20 protein-coding genes are annotated in these 20,391 nt (G+C 40.8%); 14 read left to right on the top strand and 6 right to left on the bottom strand.

Annotated elements, in window-relative coordinates; genetic code table 11:
* The first annotated feature begins 71 nt into the window (after positions 1-71).
* The 4 genes from AC1D0K_RS21830 (at position 72) to AC1D0K_RS21815 (ending at position 4,899) form a co-directional block, all read left to right on the top strand.
* The gene (locus tag AC1D0K_RS21830) at positions 72-1,154 is read left to right on the top strand and encodes a sensor histidine kinase (RefSeq protein ID WP_477399582.1); all 1,083 of its coding nucleotides are present in this window, start codon (positions 72-74) and stop codon (positions 1,152-1,154) included.
* Positions 1,151-1,849, top strand: coding sequence for a LytR/AlgR family response regulator transcription factor (locus AC1D0K_RS21825; protein ID WP_477443255.1), 699 nt, complete (start codon positions 1,151-1,153; stop codon positions 1,847-1,849). The genes AC1D0K_RS21830 and AC1D0K_RS21825 overlap by 4 nt, the downstream gene beginning before the upstream one ends.
* Before the next feature lie 137 nt (positions 1,850-1,986).
* Complete coding sequence (locus AC1D0K_RS21820) at positions 1,987-3,714, top strand: CocE/NonD family hydrolase (RefSeq protein ID WP_477443253.1); 1,728 nt, start codon at positions 1,987-1,989, stop codon at positions 3,712-3,714.
* Between the two features lie 153 nt (positions 3,715-3,867).
* Entirely contained in the window at positions 3,868-4,899 is a 1,032-nt protein-coding gene (locus tag AC1D0K_RS21815; protein ID WP_477399586.1) for a class I fructose-bisphosphate aldolase, read from the top strand.
* On the opposite strand, the gene AC1D0K_RS21810 is transcribed toward AC1D0K_RS21815, so the two are convergent.
* Positions 4,896-5,303: a DUF6855 family protein gene (locus AC1D0K_RS21810; protein WP_477463098.1), complete on the bottom strand. Its 408-nt coding sequence runs from the start codon at positions 5,301-5,303 to the stop codon at positions 4,896-4,898. The genes AC1D0K_RS21815 and AC1D0K_RS21810 overlap by 4 nt on opposite strands.
* 305 nt (positions 5,304-5,608) lie before the next feature.
* Here AC1D0K_RS21810 and AC1D0K_RS21805 point away from each other — a divergent pair, with 305 nt between their 5' ends.
* The 4 genes from AC1D0K_RS21805 to AC1D0K_RS21790 all read left to right on the top strand — a co-directional run bounded on the left by AC1D0K_RS21805 (position 5,609) and on the right by AC1D0K_RS21790 (position 10,494).
* Positions 5,609-6,511: an AraC family transcriptional regulator gene (locus tag AC1D0K_RS21805; protein WP_477443249.1), complete on the top strand. Its 903-nt coding sequence runs from the start codon at positions 5,609-5,611 to the stop codon at positions 6,509-6,511.
* Positions 6,512-6,871: 360 nt separating this feature from the next.
* A complete protein-coding gene (locus tag AC1D0K_RS21800) occupies positions 6,872-7,282 on the top strand; it encodes a cytochrome c maturation protein CcmE domain-containing protein (protein ID WP_295715755.1) in 411 nt (136 codons plus the stop codon).
* Between the two features lie 10 nt (positions 7,283-7,292).
* A complete protein-coding gene (ccsA, locus tag AC1D0K_RS21795) occupies positions 7,293-9,755 on the top strand; it encodes a cytochrome c biogenesis protein CcsA (protein ID WP_477399330.1) in 2,463 nt (820 codons plus the stop codon).
* Between the two features lie 10 nt (positions 9,756-9,765).
* A complete protein-coding gene (locus tag AC1D0K_RS21790; RefSeq protein ID WP_477399328.1) occupies positions 9,766-10,494 on the top strand; it encodes a phytanoyl-CoA dioxygenase family protein in 729 nt (242 codons plus the stop codon).
* 26 nt (positions 10,495-10,520) lie between these two features.
* On the opposite strand, the gene AC1D0K_RS21785 is transcribed toward AC1D0K_RS21790, so the two are convergent.
* Together AC1D0K_RS21785 and AC1D0K_RS21780 are read right to left on the bottom strand one after the other, a co-directional pair.
* Entirely contained in the window at positions 10,521-11,237 is a 717-nt protein-coding gene (locus tag AC1D0K_RS21785) for a hypothetical protein (protein ID WP_477399326.1), read from the bottom strand.
* Positions 11,238-11,260: 23 nt separating this feature from the next.
* Positions 11,261-12,184 (bottom strand): alpha/beta fold hydrolase, encoded by a 924-nt coding sequence (locus tag AC1D0K_RS21780; RefSeq protein ID WP_477399324.1) that lies wholly within the window; start codon positions 12,182-12,184, stop codon positions 11,261-11,263.
* Positions 12,185-12,264: 80 nt separating this feature from the next.
* On the opposite strand from AC1D0K_RS21780, the gene AC1D0K_RS21775 reads away from it, so the two are divergent.
* The 6 genes from AC1D0K_RS21775 to AC1D0K_RS21750 all read left to right on the top strand — a co-directional run bounded on the left by AC1D0K_RS21775 (position 12,265) and on the right by AC1D0K_RS21750 (position 15,875).
* Positions 12,265-13,047 (top strand): Rossmann-like and DUF2520 domain-containing protein, encoded by a 783-nt coding sequence (locus AC1D0K_RS21775; protein ID WP_477443247.1) that lies wholly within the window; start codon positions 12,265-12,267, stop codon positions 13,045-13,047.
* A 19-nt stretch (positions 13,048-13,066) separates the two neighbouring features.
* Positions 13,067-13,399: a 2Fe-2S iron-sulfur cluster-binding protein gene (locus AC1D0K_RS21770; protein WP_295715767.1), complete on the top strand. Its 333-nt coding sequence runs from the start codon at positions 13,067-13,069 to the stop codon at positions 13,397-13,399.
* A 157-nt stretch (positions 13,400-13,556) separates the two neighbouring features.
* Positions 13,557-13,799 (top strand): Fe-S cluster assembly protein IscX, encoded by a 243-nt coding sequence (gene iscX, locus AC1D0K_RS21765; RefSeq protein ID WP_295715768.1) that lies wholly within the window; start codon positions 13,557-13,559, stop codon positions 13,797-13,799.
* Positions 13,800-13,923: 124 nt separating this feature from the next.
* Positions 13,924-14,445, top strand: coding sequence for a KdsC family phosphatase (locus AC1D0K_RS21760; RefSeq protein ID WP_477399898.1), 522 nt, complete (start codon positions 13,924-13,926; stop codon positions 14,443-14,445).
* Positions 14,446-14,572: 127 nt separating this feature from the next.
* Complete coding sequence (locus AC1D0K_RS21755) at positions 14,573-15,142, top strand: Maf family nucleotide pyrophosphatase (protein WP_477443245.1); 570 nt, start codon at positions 14,573-14,575, stop codon at positions 15,140-15,142.
* 64 nt (positions 15,143-15,206) lie between these two features.
* A complete protein-coding gene (locus tag AC1D0K_RS21750) occupies positions 15,207-15,875 on the top strand; it encodes a DUF4136 domain-containing protein (protein WP_477431865.1) in 669 nt (222 codons plus the stop codon).
* Between the two features lie 48 nt (positions 15,876-15,923).
* Here the strand turns inward: AC1D0K_RS21750 and AC1D0K_RS21745 are convergent, their stop codons facing one another.
* The 3 genes from AC1D0K_RS21745 to AC1D0K_RS21735 form a co-directional block, all read right to left on the bottom strand.
* Entirely contained in the window at positions 15,924-16,118 is a 195-nt protein-coding gene (locus tag AC1D0K_RS21745) for a hypothetical protein (protein ID WP_477399994.1), read from the bottom strand.
* 20 nt (positions 16,119-16,138) lie between these two features.
* Positions 16,139-19,810: a T9SS type A sorting domain-containing protein gene (locus tag AC1D0K_RS21740; protein WP_477463097.1), complete on the bottom strand. Its 3,672-nt coding sequence runs from the start codon at positions 19,808-19,810 to the stop codon at positions 16,139-16,141.
* A gap of 370 nt (positions 19,811-20,180) precedes the next feature.
* Positions 20,181-20,381 carry a hypothetical protein gene (locus tag AC1D0K_RS21735; protein WP_477400009.1) on the bottom strand — a complete coding sequence of 67 codons (201 nt, stop codon included), beginning with the start codon at positions 20,379-20,381 and terminating at the stop codon, positions 20,181-20,183.
* Between the last annotated feature and the right edge of the window lie 10 nt (positions 20,382-20,391).

Raw genomic sequence — 20,391 nt, 5'->3', positions numbered from 1 at the left:
CCTGTATTTTCTCTTTATATTACCAAATAGATTTTGTTGGTTTGTTTTGTTAACCAGGCGTACAATTAAAATTGAGACCGAATAAAAACATATCGCTTTACTGGAAATGTCAGCTAATTGGCTGGTCATTGGCTGGGTTGTTCTGGGCATTTTCTGCGTGGATGCAGGTACAGGATGCCCCACCACACAGGGGCTTTAGTTTTCAATTGGCATTCCTTCATTTTATATTGGATATTGTTGTTGGGATAGCTGTTACGCATACTTATTACCTATTTGCTCATAAGCTTAATTGGGTACAATTAAAGTTAAAAAGCATGCCTGCAAAGCTTATTTTGGCGGTGTTTGTTATGGGGCTGGTATACATGTTCCTGGTGATTATTAAGTTGTATGTGCTTCGCTATTATTTTAGCTATAATTTTAATGAAACTTTTTTCGGCTTTTTAAAGCTAAACTACCTCATAGTTTTGGCGAGTGGTATCAGGCTGATGGCAATTTGGGTGTTGGCATTTCATCTATACCATTATGCTGTAATGGAAATTGATACAGCCAAAGAGTATGCCCGCCTGGAGGTAGTGGCCCGCGAAGCTCAATTACAGCACCTGGCGGCACAGCTTAATCCACATTTCTTTTTCAACTCGCTCAACAGTGTTAAAGCACTCATCAGTACCAATCCGGTAAAAGCCCGGAGAGCGATAGATCTGTTGTCAGATCTGTTGCGCAATTCACTGTACAGACAAAATACCGATCTTATCTCTTTACATGATGAAATGAGTTTGGTAAACGACTACCTCGAACTGGAGAAGATCCGCTTTGAAGAACGGTTGCAGTTCACTATCACTTTTGACCAATTTCTGGATACCTGTTCAATCCTTCCCTTAAGCGTTCAAACTTTGGTGGAGAATGCCATTAAGCATGGCATAGCGCTTCAAAAACATGGTGGCCGAATTATTATTGCCATAAAAAAGCAGGAGGGTTATATCGGGATAAGTGTCCAAAATCCCGGGAGGCTAAACGGTGCTGTAGAAACCAATGGCCTTGGGTTGAAAAATCTTAGAGAGCGTTTGCTGCTACAATATTCAAACAAAGCATCGCTCAATTTAATAGAATTACCCGGCGATGGCGTTTTATCAACCATTACAATTCCGCTGTCATGAAAAAGATAAAAGTGATCATTGTGGATGATGAACGCCTGGCACGTGATGAAATTAAACAGGCGCTGTTAAGCTATCCGGAAATAGAGGTTTTGGGTGAAGCCGGGAATGCCGACGATGCCAGGCTTCTTATAGAAAAAAATAACCCGCAACTGATATTCCTGGATGTTCAAATGCCCGGAGCATCGGGGTTCGACTTACTGGAAATGTTGGATAATGTACCCGAGGTTATTTTTACCATCGCTTTTGATCAATACGCGGTTAAAGCATTCGATACAAATGCGCTTGACTACCTGGTGAAGCCAATCCGCGAGGAGCGTTTTGCAAAGGCCATGCAAAAGGTAAAGGACAGGTTGAGCTCAGCGCCGGTCAATCAGCAGATATTTATTAAAGACGGCAACAAGTGTTATTTTGTTAATCCGGCTGATATTTATCTCATTGAATCGTTGGATAATTACGCGGTGTTGTATTTTGGCAGTAACAAGGCTTTTCTGAAGCGTTCACTCAATCAGCTGGAAGATAAGCTGGACCCGGCGGTGTTCTTCCGGATAAACCGTGCGCAAATCATCAACACAGCATTTATCGCTCAGGTTAACAGGTTGCCCGGTGGTAAGTTAAATATAAAGTTAAAAACAGGCCAATTGCTGGAAGTGTCCGACAGGCAATCAGTAAAATTTAAAACTTTGAACAGGCTGTAGAAAAGCGGCAAGCCTAAGGCCGAAAGCTTTGTAGGTGTATAAATTAAATAATAATCAACATAAGAATGCCAGGTAGCATGAAAGCAAATTCGTAAACTTTCTGTTTTAAGCCCTCGGCTTTAGCTAAAAAAAATATCATGAAAAAATTAATGCTGTTGCTGGCTTTTATAAGCCGGTGTGTAACTCTTTTTGCCCAAAATGTACCCCAGGCGGATAGCCAGCGGTATATTATTAACGATAGTGTATTTATCAAAACGCTGCAAGGGCATACGCTTTCGGCAGTGGTGGTGCGCAAGCGCGATGTGATTGGTAAGCAACCGGCCGCTTTGTTTGTGTTTATTTATTCGGATACTAAAAGAAGCTTGGCCGAAGCCAAATATGCCGCCGACCATGGGTACGTAGGCATTGTGGCCGATGTGCGTGGTAAACGTCTAAGCCCCGAAGAAGTGGCTCCCTACGAGCACGACGCCGAAGATGTTTATGAAGTAATTGACTGGGTAAGCAAACAACCCTGGAGCAACGGAAAGGTGGGGATGTATGGCGGCAGTTATTCGGGTTTTGCGCAATGGGCTGGGTTGAAATATAAAGTTCACCCCGCGCTTAAAACTATTGTGCCCTATGTTTCGGCTATACCGGGGATGGGCCTGCCGATGGAGAATAATGTGTTCCTGAACGCCAATTATGGCTGGGCGTTCTACGTTACTAATAACAAATATTTAGATACCGCTACCTATAACAACCGGCAGCGCTGGGACGATCTGAATGATAACTGGTATAATAGTGGTGCATCATACCGTAAAATTGATAGTGTTGACCATGCGCGCAACAAATGGCTGCAACGCTGGCTACGGCATCCCGGTTTTGATAGGTATTGGCAATCTATGATCCCTTTTGGAAAGGAATATGCTAAGATCAACATCCCGGTGCTGGCTTTTGATGGATATTATGATGACGGGCAGACATCGGGCCTGTACTATCTGCGGCAATTGGCTAAATATAACCCCAGGGCCAATTATTATTTGGTAATGGGCCCATACGATCATTTTGGTGCGCAAAGGGGAGGGGAAGCCAATCTGCGTGATTACAAGGTTGATTCTGTGGCGCTCATCAACACCAAAGAGATCACCTTTCAATGGTTTGATTATATCATGAAAAATGGTAAAAAGCCTGCCATAATCAAAGACCGGATCAATTACGAAGTAATGGGTGCCAACCGATGGGATCATGCACCATCGCTAGAGAAAATGCACCAAAGCATGTTGAAGCTGTACCTCAGCAATGTTAAAAAAGACGATCAGTTTAAACTTTCGGCACAAAAACCGGCACAATTGGCCTGCCTTGAACAGGAAGTTGATTTTGCCGACCGCAAAACCATGAATAGTTTCGCCTATCCGTATCCTATTGTCCAAAAAGATATTTACAGCAACGGATTTACGTTCATAAGTGATAGTTTAAAGCAGCCTCTTATTGTAAACGGTGCATTTATTGGTCAGCTCACTGTTGCTATCAATAAAAAAGACTTTGATTACAGCGTAGTGTTGTACGAAGTGATGCCCAACGGCGAGTATTTTGAGCTCAGCTATTATGTTGGCCGGGCAAGTTATGCCGGGGATATCACCAGTCGTAAATTATTACAACCGGGAAAAATGACGGCTATCCCGTTTTCAAACACCAAGGTGGTGAGCCGTCAGTTGCGCAAAGGCAGCCGGCTGTTGGTTGTTGTCAACGTAAATAAAAATCGCTTTTGCCAAATCAATTATGGTACCGGGAAAGATGTTAGTGATGAAAGTATTGCCGATGCCAAAACACCTTTAAAAGTGAAGTGGTATAACAGTAGTTATGTAGAGGTACCGATATCAAAGTGATAAGAAAGGAAATATAAAGCAAAGAAATTGCGATGATGTGTTAGATGTGGGGGGGAACGATTTTGTGAAAAAATAATTGCCAATATTGTTTCCTTTTCAAAACAAGACGCCATTTACCTGTGTTCACTTACTACCTGCTTAACACATTTTATTATGGATAATTCAACACTAAAAAGTATCGCGCAGCGATTGATGGCCGATAATAAAGGCCTGCTGGCGATGGATGAAAGCATCCCCACCTGTAACAAACGATTTGCTGAATTAGGGATCCCTCAAACCGAGGAATACCGGCGTAAATACCGGGATCTTATTGTAAATACGCAGGGATTGGGCGAGTATTTAAGTGGGGCAATCCTGTTTGATGAAACCATTAAGCAAAGCACAACTGATGGTACGCTGTTTATTGATATTTTAAAACGGAACGGGATTATTCCGGGTATTAAAGTTGATGAAGGCGCCATACCAATGGCGGGATTCCCGGGAGAAAAGATAACCGAGGGCCTGGATGGCTTGCACGAAAGGCTAAAGGCATATTACGATATGGGGGCTCGCTTTGCTAAATGGAGGGCAGTTATTACCATAGGCGATGATATACCCTCTACGGCGTGCATTAAGGCGAATGCTTATACCCTGGCACGTTATGCTATTCTTTGCCAGGAAACTGGTTTGGTACCCATTGTTGAACCAGAGGTGGTGATGAATGGTAATCATTCATTAGCGCAATGTGCTTCTGTAACCACCGAGGTGCTGCATGCCGTTTTTAACGCATTATACCAGCAGCGTGTTGAGCTGGAAGGTATGATCCTGAAACCCAACATGATTTTGCCCGGTGAAGACAGTACCGAAAAGCCAAGCTTGGATGAGGTTGCCGAAGCTACGATAAAATGTTTTTTAAGAACCGTGCCAGCCACGGTGCCGGGTATAGCGTTTTTATCTGGCGGCCAGTCTGCCCAATTGGCGTCAGAACGGCTGAACAGGATGCATACCCATTTTGGCGATATTATGCCCTGGGCGCTTACCTTTTCATTTTCAAGGGCAATACAACAGCCTGCACTGGAATTGTGGGGAGGTAAAGACGAAAATATTGCAGCAGCGCAGCAGGCTTTGTTGCATCGTGCGGCCTGCAATAGTGCCGCTAAAATGGGGCAATATACAGCAGCAATGGAAACGGTGAGCCAACCCTAAATCGCTCTCATTTTATTGCCTTTGGGTTCGTGTGTAACTTCGGCAAGCCCCAAAGCCTCCATCAACGGTGGTATGTACATGCCGAAACGCCCGCGAAGGCCCTTCTTTAATCCATACCAGCCGCCAACGGGGTTTGTTTCTGAGCGGCCCCAGGCTTCTACTGTGCCTTCTTTGGCGGGCTTTTGCTCGTCGGCGCTGCCAAGTTCCATCCAGTCGCCATGAGATTTTAACATGGCATGAAGGTCATGGAGGCATTGATAATCATAATGCAAAACAGTTTTGCCAACAGTACACACCAAAATTTCTTTGCCATCTTTTACATCGGTGTGCATAGTAAACGCTGATGATAAAGGAGGCGTTTTTAATGCCATGGGATTTTCTTTTGTGCCGATTTGATCTTTCATATTTTACTGATTAACTCATTAAGCGGTTGCTATAAATATACTTTTTTTAATAAAGAAATCTTCAAATGATAAAAGGTTTTACTGGCGAATTTAAAGTGTTGTTTTAACACATAAGGAGGTTGTTAATGGACTATTCAACTATCAAAAAAAATAAAATTGTGTGATTTTGGCATAATGATATGTACAATTCTCAATTTGTAATGAATGATCACTTTTACAATTTTATTTATCTATAATAGTACTGCATATAGCTGGTAATATGTTTGTGTTTATGTATTATCCAAGTGCAAACCAATTATAAATTTATGAGTAACGGCTTTAAAAGACGAGATGGCTTTATTGGAGAAAAGCTGATAAATATTCCTTTAAAAGTATTGGATGATGCCAAGACTAAAGAGCCAGAACTTTTCCCGGTTTACATTACCCAAATTGGATATTTCCCAAAAGCAAGTTTTCATTACCGCGAACGCCGTAAAGGATGTGAGGATAATATACTAATTTATTGCCTGCAGGGAAAAGGGCATTATATACTGGATGATAAACGGTACGAGGTAAACAGTAACCAGTTTGTTATTATTCCGGCTACGGATAGGTATATGCGCTATTGGGCTGATAATGAGGATCCATGGACTATTTATTGGGTGCATTACACCGGGGCTGGTATTGATGCTTTTAACCGGGCACTCAACCTCTGCATTACAAATGGGCCCTTATTGATCCCTTTTAATGAGAAAGCCTTAGAAATTTGGCAATACATATATCAAACCCTTGAAATGGGTTACAGCATTGAAAACTTGTGTAATGCCAATTTTTGCCTTTATCATTTTATTGCTACTTTTTTGTTTCCTCATCGTAAGATTAAAAACAATACAGAAAGCGGGGAGGATGTTATTACCAAAACCATTCACCGTATGCGCAATAACATTGATAAAAAATTTACTGTGGAGGAGATGGCTGCAAGTCATAGTTTATCGGTATCGCACTTTTCAAACCTTTTTCGTAAAGCCACCGGAATGCCGCCTATTGATTATTTTATCCATATTAAAATGCAAAAAGCCTGCCAGTTGTTATACACAAATGGCGATAAGATAAGAGATATAGCTACAGGGCTGGGCTATGATGATCCGTATTACTTTTCGCGCATTTTTAAAAAATACATCGGCTCATCGCCAGAGCAGTACAGGTTAAATGTTAAAAATATAAGTTGATTAACTTTATTTTATTCAATAAGCCAGGGAAATCGCGTTTAAAATTTATAACGGTTTTTCTATCAATATGAGGGAGTTCGAAAGTTAGAAAGCGTAGGTCATGCAGAATTTATTTCGGCATCCCACGTACAAGTAAGCACGGGAAAGTTTACAACGGGCAAGTCGGAGGCTTGGCAGGTGTGAATATCCTGTGGGATGCCGAAATAAATTCGGCATGACTTCATTCTTAACAAAGCGATTTTCCTGTTCAAAAACCGCTTTGTTAAGAATGGTTCTAAATAAAACATATCACTTGTAATAAACATTATTAGCTATCTGTTTTGTATTTTTGCATTTGTATTAATTTTATATAAACCGCAAATGAAAAAAAGTTCAATTTTTGGCCTTGTTGTTATAGCCATTGCTATAGCGGTTATCATTAGTGTATACTCCAATTCAAGCACTTATGGTTCTTTTGGCGATGCCACAAAAACCAACAGCGAATTGCATATTGTAGGGCACCTCAATAAATCAAAAGAGTTGTTTTACGATGCCACTAAGGATGCCAATTACTTTTCGTTTTACATGAAGGATAATAAGGGAGAGGAACGTAAAGTTATTTTTACAGGTACCAAACCCGAAGATTTTGAACGGAGCGAGCAGCTGGTGCTTACCGGTGCCATGGTTGGCAACGAGTTTCACGCATCAAAGATCCTGATGAAATGCCCATCAAAATACACCCAGGATAAAATAGAAGTTACAGAAGTTAAGGCCAAACAGGCCAGTATATAAAACCATTTTAATGGATACAGTTTTTAAAGGTGAACACCTTTTACCGGGCCAGATTGGTCAATTTTTTATCGTTCTTTCTTTCGGAGCCGCACTTTTATCTTGCATCAGTTATTACTTTGCTACTACCGAAGATGCCGGGAAACTGGATAGCGTTTGGAAAAAACTTGGCCGCATAGGCTTTTTTATTAATACAGCTTCTATTTTAGGGATAGGCTCCTGCCTGTTTTTCCTTATCTATAAGCACTATTTTGAGTACCATTACTCCTGGGCTTATACCTCACGCTCATTGCCTTATTATTATATCATATCTGCCTTTTGGAATGGGCAGGAGGGGGGCTTTTTGCTTTGGTTATTCTGGCAGGCGGTTTTAGGCGTTATACTTATCTTCAGGGCCAAATCATGGGAAGGGCCGGTTATGACAGTTGTGGCGCTATCGCAGGTAATGCTGGCCACAATGATTTTGGGTGTTGAAATACTTGGCCAGCGAATAGGTAGTTCGCCATTCTTGCTGCTGAGGCAATCAATGGAAGCTCCAATTTTCTCAAACCCCAATTACCTTGAGTTTATAAAAGATGGGCAGGGCATGGTGCCATCCCTGCAAAATTACTGGATGATCATTCACCCGCCAACCTTATTCCTGGGCTTTGCATCAATGGTGGTGCCGTTTGCCTATGCGATAGCAGGATTATGGCAAAAGAAATATAAAGAATGGGTTCAACCCGCTATACCTTATGCACTATTTGCCTGTATGATACTGGGCACCGGTGTGGTAATGGGTTCGTTCTGGGCATATGAGTCACTTAACTTTGGTGGTTTTTGGGCATGGGATCCCGTAGAGAATGCTTCTATTTTCCCCTGGATAACCCTGGTGGCCGCGGTTCACGTACTTGTTGTTTATAAAAATACAGGCCATTCCTACTTTACAGCTACGTTTTTAGTTTTGGTAAGCTTTGTGCTGGTTTGGTACTCATCGTTCCTTAACCGCAGCGGTATTTTGGGCGATACATCTGTACACTCTTTTACCGATCTGGGTATGTTTTGGCAGCTGGTTATAGGCATTATGTTATTCCTGGTACTATCGGTAGTGTTGCTGGTGCGCAGGTGGAAGGAGCTGCCTATCACCAAAAAAGACGAAGAAACCTACAGCCGTGAATTCTGGATGTTTGTTGGCGCCGTGTTTTTAGGCCTTTCGTGTTTCCATCTATTGGTGGTAACCTCGGTACCGGTTTGGAACGCTATATTCCATACCAAAATGGCGCCGCCATCAGATATCAAAAACCATTACAACGTTATTCAGTCGTCTTTTGTGTTTGTAATTACTTTGCTAACCGGCTTTACCCAGTTTTTAAAGTACAAAAAAACAGATGTTACCCGGTTTTTTATCACCACCGGTATTTACCTGTTTTTTGCAGCTTTGGTTACAGCGCTTATTGTTTACGCTTCGGGCGTTTACAAACTTAACATTGTGTTTGTATTGGTAATGTGGGGTTCGGTTTATTCGGTAATAGCTAATGCTAAAGTATTGGCAGATGCCTTTAAAGGTAAGTTTAAAATGGCCGGATCTGCGGTTGCGCATATAGGTTTTGGCTTGCTGATGGTAGGCGCGCTGATATCTGCAGGTACCAGCACCGTAATATCTATAAACAATACCGGCGAAGGTTTTTCCCAGGATTTTGCCAAAGAGCAAAACCCACGTGAAAATATAACTGTGTATCGCAATCAGCCTCAAAAAATGGGCGATTATATGGTGACCTATATCGGCGATTCCATATCATCTCCAAATCACTTTTTTAAGATCAACTATAAAAAAGTGGATGCCAGCGGTAAAGTAACAGAAGAGTTTACGTTGAAACCAAAGGTACAGGTGAATAAAGGTCAGCTGGCATCTTCGCCGGATACAAGGCACTATTTACTGCATGACATGTATACGCACATCACCATGACTAATGCCATTACGGCGACAGAGGGTGGTAGTGAGAACGCCGACGCGGCTCATGATGCAGATAACGATGATAAGAACTATGATGCTCCTGTAGCCCATGACGTTGCACCGGGCGATACCATTAAATACCGCGACGGATATATAGTACTAAAAGCCCTTAATAAAGAAGCCAAAGTGCAAAATATCCCCCTTACCGATAGTGACGTAGCTATTGGCGCCGACCTTGAAATAGTATCTAACGGTAAAAAATATAGTGCAAGGCCGGTTTATATGATTAAAAACGGTAACGTATTTGATTTTGCCCGTAAAGTTGATGATGCAGGTTTAAAATTGCGTTTCAGCAAGGTAATACCCGAAACTAAAAAGGTACAGATCATTGTTTTTCAACAGCCGGAAAGCAAGAAGAAATTTGTGGTGATGAAAGCTATACAGTTTCCTTACATCAACTTCTTTTGGGCCGGTACTATTATTATGGTAATAGGTTTCTTTTTATCCATACTTCGCAGAAACAAGGAACTGAAGACGGTTTAAGTGATATTGGATGGATAACCGTTTAATATCGCATCATAAAAATATATTGCATGATGGTTTTACCATTATAAATAACGTTTACAACGATGCCGAACTTAGGGGAATCCTTGATGTTATAGCGTCGGCAGATCAATCAAACCCGGCATTTAGAAAAACGGAAGATTTGTTTGCCATAAGGCAGTTTTTAAAGGAATTACCGCAGGTAGTTCCTTTAATTTTTAACAGCAATTTAAAAACACTTATTCATGCGTTGTTTGATAGCAACTACTTTGTTATAAAATCCATCTACTTTGATAAGCCCGAATTAAGTAATTGGTTTGTATCCTGGCACCAGGATTTGACCATTGTGGTTGATAAAAAGGCCGATATCCTGGGCTATGGTCCATGGACGGTAAAGCAGAACCAGTTTGGCGTGCAGCCGCCCTTAGATATACTTCAAGATAACTTCACTATTCGTATTCATTTAGACGACACAGACCAGGATAACGGCGCTTTAAAGGTGATCCCCGGATCGCACAAAAAGGGCGTTTATCGCCCCGAAACCATCAACTGGGCTGCGGAAACAGAAACAACCTGTAATGTAAAAGCCGGCGGCGTAATGGTTATGCGTCCGCTACTCCTCCATGCATCAAACAGAACTACCAATAATAAAAAGAGGAGGGTAGTGCATATTGAATTTAGTAAGACGGAATTAGCAGAAGGATTGGGTTGGGGTGAGAAAATGGATTTTGATTTTTAATACTGCGTACTGCGGGTGAGGTTGTCTTACTCGTTGTCAATAGGTTGTACATATTTTATACCTGAACTAATAAAAAAACTTTTTAGCAGGTCAAATTTTTGGTTGCACAATTCGCCTATATCTATTTTGTTTGATTGAGAAGAATAGTTATGGCAATGAAAACAGATGTCAATGTGGTCAAACACTTTGCCTTTTTTGTTAAAAAATATCAAAGAATTACGTGGCTCAAAACATGATATCCCATGGCTTCTATTATACCCCATCTTTTTTTGATAATCAGTGTTAAAAATGATATTTGTCAGCTGATTAATTTGGTCCTGGTTTAATATTTTAAATTCAAGTAATGTAGAGTAATCTAATTTATTTTTAGTGATTACTAAGCCTTTTTGTTGTTGTTTCTCTATATAAGTGAAGGCTTTTGTGGGATGTAAAGTATCTGAAAATAGCGGCGTGTTTGGTTCAACATAATACAAATATGATACAGCTAATATTTTAGCGGCTTTTGAATATGGATACTTTTTTAAGCGCTGGGCAATTGTATACTGATAGGTAAGGGCGCAATTGTCATATTCGGGTTTCCACCGTTTATATAGTTCATGCTGTTTATTGTATTCCGCTTCTAATTTTTTTAACCGGTTTTTCTGATTAATATGCCTGCTGGTATCAGCTGTAAATGTACCTGCATAGCTATTGTAGCTAAGTCCCATCAACAAAAACAAGCAAGACAATAGTTTGGGTTTCATTTGGTTAAGTTACCAAAATGAAATTATCCCTGCTTTAAAAATGAAAGTATCTTCGCGTTCACCGTATCTGGTTTCTCCAGGAAAGGCAAATGCCCGGCATCAGTAACCGGGAAAAAATCCACTTTCAATACACTGCGGATAGAATCGCTTAAGCGGAATGGCACTGTTTTATCATCCTTGCCCCATATTAACAGTACTGATTTATTGGCACTGTTAAGGCAAGCGTTACTCTCGCGGCCACCTTCGTTATAGTCATACAGGGTTGATACCAGGGCGTTCCTAAAGCCTTTATATTTCATTTGTGGCAGATAAAGCTCTTCCCATCCCGGATGTTGTTTGGGGTATTTAAAATCGGTAACCTGCCCTCTTGCCCGCTCCTTTGAATTTACAGCCTCGTTGTATATCGTTACATATTTGGGAGCATTAGGCTTTCTGTTTTCGTAAGCCGGATCAATAAGTATAACTTTGTTGATCAAATCGGGATGTTTGCAGGTAAAGTTGGTAACAATTTTGCCACCGAAAGATACACCGGCCAAATTGATTTTGCCCTGCAGCTTTAACTGTTTAATAAGGTCAAATAACTGGGTATCGTATAGTTCTTTATTATAAATAACAGCAGGTCTGTCAGAGTAACCCCTACCGTAGGTGTCATACCGTAATACTTTATAGCCTTTATTAACAAGGTATTCATAGGTGCCATCCCATATATAATAGGGAACGCTAAAGCCATGAACAAGTATAACAACTTCGCCATTCTGGGGGCCTTTAAGCTCGTAATGAGTAATGCCCTGGCTTAGTTTGATAAAGCTGCCTGCAATATTTTTACGGTCGGCATCGGTTAAAGTTTTTTCCTCCTTATTGTTATATTCATAAAAACAATATAATATGAAAAAGGCTGCACCGAACAGAAATATTACAATTATTATACTTACTTTAAGTATTTTCATAGAGTATTAGATGATGATTACTAAAATACACAAATATTTAATCGGATTTAGCTGATTAACAGTTTAATTGTAAAATTAATATGCGCATAACAATTATAGGATCGGGCAACGTGGCAACACATATGGCGGCAGCTTTTAAAAATGCCGGTCACCGTATTGTACAGGTTTATAGCCCTAATATGCACAATGCGGCGTTGTTAGCTTATCATGTAGGAGCTGCAGCCATAGATGAAATCAGTAATATCGACCCAAACACAGATATATTTATTATCGCGATTAAAGATGATGCTATAGCCCAAACTGCCGAAGCATTAGCATCATATCAAAAACTAATAGTGCACACCTCCGGTTCAACAGGTATAGATGTGCTGTTGACTCATACTAATAAGGCCGGAGTACTTTATCCCCTTCAAACTTTTAGCAAAACCCGCGAAGTTGATTTTGCCACTGTTCCGTTGTGTATTGAAGCTGCAAATGATAATATATATGCTGATTTAGAGCAACTTGCAACTACTGTAAGCAATAATATTTATAGCATTAACTCATCGGGGCGCAGAATATTGCACCTGGCAGCAGTGTTTGCCTGTAATTTTCCGAATTACTTATATGGAGTGGCGCAACAACTGCTTACTGATCATGAATTGGACTTTAATTTACTACGGCCACTGATATTGGAGACCGCCCAAAAGGTGCAGCAACAATCACCTGTGGCAGTACAAACTGGTCCGGCGGTTCGTAATGATCAAACAACCATGGATGAGCATCTGCAAATGCTTGTTAATAAACCCCAGTTACAGGATATATATGCTTTATTGAGTCAGGGTATTATCAAAAACAATAATGGTGAGCCCGGGGATAAGTAATTTTGTTACTTTTGCCTAAATGAACATTTTTAAAGTAAAGATAAATTTCGAGGAAAAAGGGCACGAAGCCATTGAGCTGCCAATAGCCGAGGGAGAATCTGTATTGGACGTATGCCTGGAGAATGGCATAGAACTACAGCATAATTGCGGCGGAGTTTGTGGGTGTAGTACCTGCCACGTTTACGTTAACAAAGGAATGGATAACATCCAGGAAATTTCTGACAAAGAAGAGGATTTTATTGACAGGGCAGTTAACCCACGCATCAGCTCTCGCCTGGGTTGCCAGTGTGTAATTGTTGACGGCGATATAGAGGTTACCCTGCCAGATCAATCACAATTCCTTGGCCATTAAGAAATTTTAGAACAGCCCGGAAAGCCGGAAACGGTTTTGCTCAGAACGCGCTATGCGACAAGAGCAATAATTACGGGATGCCTTTAATGTGTCATTAAAACAGAGATAAATACCAAATATAACGTATAGCTTAATATTAAGCGTATAACACAAGAAAATGAGCGAAAACAGATTTGCCCTACCAATTCACTGGAACGATTACGAGGATATTGCCATTGAACTTTACGAAAAGTTTGGTGCCGAATTTGACGAATCAAAAATATACAGGATTCGTTTTACTGAGTTATTGGAGTGGGTGCTAAGCCTGCCCAACTTTGCCGGTACAAAAGCCGAATCAAACGAAGGCCACCTGGAGCAAATTCAATCGGCCTGGGTATATGAGTGGCGGGATAATCAATAGTCCTGTTTACAGAAAATAGTTAGCAGTTATTAGTTAAAAGTTAGCGTAATCTCCCGGCGTAGTCGTTTCAGAAAATTAATCTGAATGGCCGGTGTAATTAAAATAAAATCAGTGTAATCCTCCAATGGAATCATTCCTGAATAAGTTAAAAGATATAACCACATTTATTTTTGATGTGGATGGTGTACTTACCGATGGTTCTGTTTTTGTAACAGATAGCGGCGAGCAAAGCAGGGCATTTAATATAAAGGATGGTTATGCCCTGCAGTTGGCTGTTAAATGCGGTTATAATGTTTGCGCCATATCTGGCAGCAGATCAAAGAGTGCCATATACCGTTTAAATAGTTTGGGTATCCAGGATGTTTATATGGGTACACATACCAAATCGCAGCGGTTTAAGGTTTACCTGGAAGAGAAGGCCATTATAGCTACCAATGTTTTATACATGGGCGATGATATACCCGATTTGGAAGTAATGAAACTTGCCGGCTTACCTGTTTGCCCGGCCGATGCGGTTGAAGAGATAAAAGCAGTAAGTGCTTACGTATCTCCTTACGGCGGCGGTAAAGGCTGCGCCCGCGACATCATTGAAAAAGTACTAAAAGTACAGGACAAGTGGATGAGCGAAGAGGCCTACAGCTGGTAGCTTAAGTAAAAAGTAAAAAAGTAGAAGTTCAAAGTCCTTGGTCGAAAAAAAAGTCCTTTGTCCATAAATCTTTGCTCCTTGCTCAAAAAAAATCCTTTGTCCCAAAATCTATAAATCTTTGCTCACAATGAATATTCCCAAAATCATTCTTGCATCTAAATCGCCTCGCAGGCAGGAGTTGTTGAGGTTAATGGATATGGATTTTGAGGTAGTATTAAAGGATGTGGATGAATCATATCCCGAAGGTTTAACACCCCAGGAAGTTGCAGTTTATATTGCCCGCAAAAAGGCTGAGGCTTTTGATGAAACAATAGGGGATGAGGTAGTGCTTACTGCCGATACTATTGTTTGCGTTGAAGGCCAGATATTAGGTAAGCCCGAAACAGCGGAGCACGCTATTGAAATGCTGCAAATGCTATCTGGCAAAGTGCACCTGGTTATTACCGGTGTATGTCTTTTATATAAACATAAGTATAATAATTTTTTTGATGTATCAGAAGTATTTTTTCGGAAGTTGAGCCTTGAAGAGATCACCAATTACGTGACCGAATATAGCCCGCTTGATAAGGCCGGTTCATACGGCATACAGGAGCGTATAGGGCTTATTGGTATCGAAAAAATATATGGGTCATATACCAATGTAGTAGGCCTGCCAACCGAGAAATTATACGCCCAGTTAATTAATTTAAATAAATAATATTTAAATTAAACCTTTCATTTCTCCATAGTCTAACAACAAAAAATAAGGGAGTAAATTTATCATGAAAAGAACTATTAACATGGGGCTGGTAATGTTGCTGGTATCAGCCCTGTCTGCTTGCAGCAGTTACAACTATTACACCGCAGCCCGTAACAAAACCGATCTATCAACCTATCGCACATTTGCCTGGTTACCGCCTGATGTTCAAACTAACAAAGCCGGGGCCGTAGTGAAAAAAGAGATTGGTGATGAAGCCGTAAAAGCTGCAACCATCACCGCGTTACAAAACAAGGGCCTAAAATTACAGGAAACCGATCCCGATCTGTTGGTAAGTTATTCAACAATAACCGGCAGGGGCGTGAAAAATGAATTTTATCCATCCTATTATGGTGGCCTGTATTCTGGCTTTGGCTGGGGCGGTTTTGGCTGGGGTTACCGTTCATTTTACGGTGGGTTTGGCGGCTGGGGCTTTCCTTATTACGGAGGCTATTATGGTGGATACTATGGCGGCGGCGTTGTTGCCCGTGTACCCTATAAAGAAGGCACCCTGATCATTGATATTATTGATCGTAACAAGCGCACACTGGTGTGGCGTGGCTTTGGTGTAGGCGAGCTACACAATCCAAAAACAACACTTAAAGAATTGCCAAAGGTTGTTAACGGCATATTGCAGCAATTGCAATTAAACCAAGTTAATCGCCAACCGGTTTTAGATACCAAAAAAGTTTAAGATATTTTATTCCTCCTGCAAGCAATAAAACAAAAATCCCTTCGGGCCCTAAGCCTGAAGGGATTTTTGTTTGCGGTGTAAGTGAATGGCAGCAAGTATTCCTGCAATAGCAACCAGTATAATTACCCAGGTATCAAGGGGGCAGGGGTCAAGCGGGTCGGTACCATCACAGGCTTCGCCCTGGGCAAAAGTTATTAACGGGATGAAAGAAATTAGTATGAAGGAAAATATCTTCTTGCACATATCGGTTCGAGAGAAATAAATTATTGTTTGATTAACTTTTTTTGCCCTAAGGTTTTCTTCGTTGAGCTATCGGTTACTTCTACTATATAAGCTCCTGGGATTAAATTGTAAGCATTTACCTTGATGTTATCTCCCGGATTTTTTGAGTTGATAACCGTGTTCCCCATCAAATCGGTAACACGCACCTGTACCTGCTTAGGAATAGTTGACGCATTAATTTTAATATTGAACTGGGTTATAACCGGGTTAGGATAGACTGAAAAGAAATCATCTGCTGTTGAAAACTGGCTGTTGAAATTCAACGTTGCTGTGCTGTAAGTAGTATTGCCAAAAGCATCAACCTGCTTTAACCGATAATTATTGACGCCGGTTAAAGGACTTTTATCCAGATAAGTATAAATGCCACTGCCATCGCTTTGCACGGTGTATAGTGGAGATCCATTCTCTCTTTCTATCGTGAAATTGGTGAAGGTCGTCTCTTTTTCAACCTTCCAGGTTAATAAAGCACCGTTTTTAACCGCTTTGGCTGTAAAACCAAGGAGATGGTAATTGTAATCGCTGTTTTTATGAAATACTAATTCAAAGCGATCGCTGCCATAGGAGGAAGCATCATTTCGATTGACATGGAATAGATATTGTTTGTATTTGCTGAAAAATATAGAATCCTTTTTATAATGATCAATTAAATATACATCAAAGCGGGGATCAATCGAATCAAAGCCGGTAGCCGATAAAGTATCGAGTTTGGTTGATGATGAGGCGGAAGCGTAAAGCTTAATTCTCATTGATTCATCAATACTGTGCATATGATTGATGGCTAATTTTTTATTGCTGTTAAAGGCATAACTTGTTAATGATACGGCGCTTCCAATCCCCTGCAGGTAATCCGCATCCTTATCGCTTTCATATTCATTTTTGGCCTCAGGTTCAAAAGTTAAAATAATATCATCGGCATTGATTGAATCCTGCGATAGCTTGATCCTGAGCATTTGGGATACCAAAGCACTTTTAAACAAAAGACCGTTACCCGTATTTTGGGTGTTTATTTTAGCCCCTTCGTGAAAAGTAAGTTTTGCAGCAGTAACTGTTTTGATTGAATCAACTTTAACAAAAAATCCCTGACCGCTTACAATGATGTGACTGGAGTTACGTGTACCCAATCCGCCTGCGGTACCTTGCTGGTAAACGCCATAGTTTTTACTCCTGTAATCAAAAACGTAAGCGGAGTTTTTTAGGTTGGGGCCGTATATGCCTGTACCCGGATCTGCCACGCCATTGGTAAACTTGTCCCAGTCGATAGAGGATGCGTAGGGGTTACCTACCAGGTTAAATCCCCTAACAAAACTTGGGGATATGTAATTACTAATTCCGGTGGTATAGGAAAGAAATGTATTTGCTCTGAACCAAATTTTAACAGGAACATCCCCCTGGTTAAGGGTGCCTGTAGCGGTAGATGTAGATGACTCTGGATCGGCAAATTTACCGCCAGAGCGTGTTACTTTACTGGCAACAAGTGTTTTATCTCCAATATAATAAAGCATATAGCCATTGCCTACAGGGAAGGTTATGCTCGTTGAGCCGGTGCCTGCGACATTAGCTACCGGGAAAGTAGTAGTACCTGTGTTGATGGCATTAACACCTTTAAAATTTCCACCATTAAACGTGGCCGCACTTGATGGCAGGTCTTCCCTATATACATATATGGTGGAGTTACCCGCCCCCAAAGAGGTAAAGCCAGAACCTGTTCCACCCGGACCAGCGGTAAAAATGGATGATGGTGAGGTGCTTAAAAAATCAAGGTTGTAAAGAGCCGTATTACCCGTGTTATTGGTAACGGAATTGGTATTAACGGCAGAAGATGCTAATCTATATCCCCTGTAGGTCGCTACTGCTCCTCCACTAAAATACCGCTCAACTTTTACATTTCCTATAATTGTTGAGGTTGTATTTAGGATCTGGGTTACGGTTGCTGATGAGGAAGMATCAGATTTTAATGTTAATACACCTCCTGCATCAAGTTTGGTAGTTGCATTATTGGCCAGCGAAAGTGTTCCTGTACTGGAAACCGCAAAACCTCCGGTTCCAGACATGGTTTTAGGGCCCGTTAATGCGCCGCCAGAAAAACTTACTTTGTTAAATGTTGTTCCAGTGGCGCTGTTGTCAATTAATGCCTGTGAGCTACTGCCATTAAAATTAGTTGTACCTGTGCTTTGTGTGTATACGCCACCAAGGTTATTGGTATAATCACCTGTAATGCTTAAATCGGCTGATCCTAATACCAACGAGCCGCCGCTATTATTAGTCAAATTACCTGTAATGGTAATAGGGCCTACGTCCTGCGTTACTGTGGTGGAATTTGTCCAGTTACCTGCAACTGTTACCGTAGGATCATTGGTATATAAATTTACTGCCCCGCCGCTTGTTGTAAATGCACCGGTAACAGCAAGCGTACCTGAGCTTACTTTTTTAGGACTTGCATTGCTAAAAGTAAGGGTTGAACCATAGGTTATAGCTGTAGAAACAACCTGGGTATTACCAGCCACATTGCCATCATAAGTAACCGATTTTGTTGTTGCATCTGTAGCTGTATTTAACCAGCTGCCCTCAATTGTTAAGGGTATACTGTTGGTTGCTAAATCAATATTGCTGGTTCCCTTAAAATCGCCTTGTATATTTATGCTTGTAATCCCCGAAAAATTTACAGTAGTTGAACCGGATGAAGTTAGGTTACCCCTGACTACGAAGTTGGGCGTAGCATTTGGGGCAGTTCCTGAATTAACACTCATTGTTGTGCCTGTAAAAATGATATTTGGCGGCAAATTGGTTTGCCCCGCATTTGGCGTATATAAATTAACTATTTGCGTAGGTGAAGTATATTCAATTGTAGATGTTGGATCAATGACATCATTGGCACGAAATGTAAATGTGGATTTTGATATATAATCGGAATTAGCTTTCAGGGTTAAAAAATAACCTGTACCAACTACCAGTGTACCATTTGCATTAAATATGGCATTAGCTTCGAGCGTTGTTTGGTTTACCGTTGCACCGGTAAACGTTACCCCACGGTCGGTACTGCTTCCATAATAAGTATTGTAAATATCTAAATGGTCAATTGCAGTACCTCCAATTACAGTGGTATTTGGAAATGATTGTGCTATTGTTCCATTTAAAATCACCGTTGAGCCATTGGCAGATGCATCAAGTGACCCACCTTCTATATCGCCGGATAGCTTAATTATACCCGCAGTGCCTAAAACTATGCTATTTCTGTAAGTGGTGCCGGAAAGGGCGCTATTCATTGTAACGTTGTTAACATCCAATGTGCCATTCGTCGCAATTTTACTAATGCCAATTGTAGTTGTTGACATAGTTAAGGTAGGAACACTTAAGGTAAATCCTGCGTTAATGGTTAATGTTACTGCTTTTACGTTACCGATAGTTATTGATGACGCGGTAAATAGCGGAGTGGAGGAAATAGTGGGTTGATTTGTAAAAGTGGCCACTCCAATGTTAATTATATCGCCATTGGCGGGTAAAGTACCGCCCCAGTTTGCTGCTGTATTCCAATCTCCGGATGAAGTGCCCGTCCATGTTTTTGTTGCTGCAAAAGCAAGGTTTTGTACAAGCGTTATAAATGCAACCAGTAGAAAAGTTTTTGTTAAACGAGGTTTAAAATTAAAGTATGACAAGGTGCAGTTTATAAATGTTATACAATAGAATGCTAACCAGTTTGTTAATTATTGCTTAATTAAATCAGAAATACACTGGCTTAAAATTTCCTAATAACTTATGGCATTGTACGTATAGTTACAGTAAAATGTTGTAATAATTAATGTAAATTTCTTTTGCGAATTTTGTTAACTATTAATTATCAATCGGGGTGATTTTGGTAAAAAGGAGGAAGGTAGCCGTTGGAATACCAACAGTTAATAATGTTAATTTGCTGTAAATAAAAGTAAGCCTGACAGGAAATTAAATGCCAAATACAAACGGGTGTTTTATTGGCTCCTGAAAAATGAAGGAAGGAAAACTTAAATAGAGGAAAAATCCCTTCGGGCCCTAAGCCTGAAGAGATTTTTGTTTGCGGTGTAAGTGAATGGTGGCAAGTATGCCTGCATTAACAACCAGCACAATTACCCAGGTATCAAGGGGTGTTGCGCAGGGGTCAAGCGGGTCGGTGCCATCACAGGCTGTACCTTGCGCTAAAGTTATTAACGGAACAAATGAAATTAGTATAAAGGAAAATATCTTCTTGCACATATCGGTTCGA

The sequence above is a fragment of the Mucilaginibacter sp. P1_A3 genome, assembly GCF_056406855.1.
Note: the sequence above shows the minus strand (reverse complement) of the source record. Positions and strands in the feature narration are given on the sequence as shown.